The 1,529-nt window shown below is 72.1% G+C and carries 1 protein-coding gene; it reads left to right on the forward strand.

The window, feature by feature from the left end:
* Nucleotides 1–1,529 (forward strand): nitrite reductase large subunit NirB (nirB, locus tag AC0CYZ_RS00020; protein WP_472210727.1); only part of this gene is annotated, 1,529 nt, incomplete at both ends.

The raw sequence follows: 1,529 nt of genomic DNA on the forward strand, positions 1-1,529 counted from the left end.
TCGACGACCGCTGCCGCACGAGTGACGAGCACGTCTGGGCGATCGGCGAGGTCGCGGCCGTTCGGGGCCGCACCTACGGCCTCGTCGCCCCCGGGTACGCGATGGCCGAGGTGGTGGCCGAGCGGCTCCTCGACCCCTCCGCGGACGCCCGGTTCACGGAGGCCGACCTGTCGACCAAGCTCAAGCTGCTGGGCGTCGACGTCGCGAGCTTCGGGGACGCCCACGCCACGACCCCGGGCGCGCTCGAGGTCCGCCTCGACGACCCCGTGTCGGGCACGTACTCGAAGCTCGTGGTGAGCGACGACGCGTCCACGCTGCTCGGGGGCGTCCTCGTCGGGGACGCATCGAACTACGAGACGCTGCGCGGCTTCCTGAACGAGAAGCTGCCCGGCGACCCGATGTCGCTGATCGCCCCGGCGGGCGACGGCGCCGTGGGGGTCGGGATCGACGCGCTGCCCGACGGGGCCCAGATCTGCTCGTGCAACGCGGTCACCAAGAGCGCGCTCGTCGAGGCGATCACCTCCGGTGAAGCCTCGACGGTGCCGGAGCTCAAGACCTGCACGCGGGCGGGCACCACCTGCGGGTCGTGCGTGCCGACGCTGGGCAAGGTGCTCGCGAGCTGCGGCGTCGAGGTGTCCAAGGCCCTCTGCGAGCACTTCACCCAGAGCCGTGCGGAGCTCTACGAGATCGTCATGGCCACCGGGCTCGCGACCTTCTCCGCGATCCTCGACGCCCACGGCACCGGACGCGGCTGCGACGTCTGCAGGCCCGCGATCGCCTCCATGCTGGCCACCCTCGCCGGCGGGCACATCCTCGACGGCGAGCAGGCCACGCTGCAGGACACCAACGACCACGTCCTCGCGAACATGCAGCGCAACGGGACCTATTCGGTGGTCCCGCGCCTGCCCGGCGGGGAGGTCACCGGCGAGGGCCTGATCGCGATCGGCGAGGTGGCCCGCGACTTCGGGCTCTACACCAAGATCACCGGCGGCCAGCGCATCGACATGTTCGGGGCGCGCCTCGACGACCTGCCCGCGATCTGGCGCCGCCTCGTCGACGCCGGGTTCGAGTCCGGCCACGCGTACGGCAAGGCGCTGCGGACGGTGAAGTCGTGCGTGGGCACCGACTGGTGCCGCTACGGGGTGCAGGACTCGGTGGGGCTCGCGGTGGCCCTCGAGCTGCGCTACCGGGGGCTGCGGTCGCCGCACAAGCTGAAGTCCGGGGTCAGCGGCTGCGCCCGGGAGTGCGCCGAGGCGCGCTCGAAGGACTTCGGGATCATCGCGACCGAGCACGGCTGGAACCTCTACGTCGGCGGCAACGGCGGGTTCACCCCGCGCCACGCGGAGCTGCTGGCCTCCGACCTCGACACCGCGACGCTCGTGCGCACGATCGACCGGTTCCTGATGTTCTACGTGCGCACCGCCGACCGGCTGCAGCGCACCGCGCCGTGGATCGAGTCGCTGGAGGGCGGCATCGACCACCTCCGCGAGGTCGTCATGGCGGACTCGCTGGGCATCTGCGACTCGCTC

It is taken from the genome of Actinomycetospora sp. (assembly GCF_055612215.1).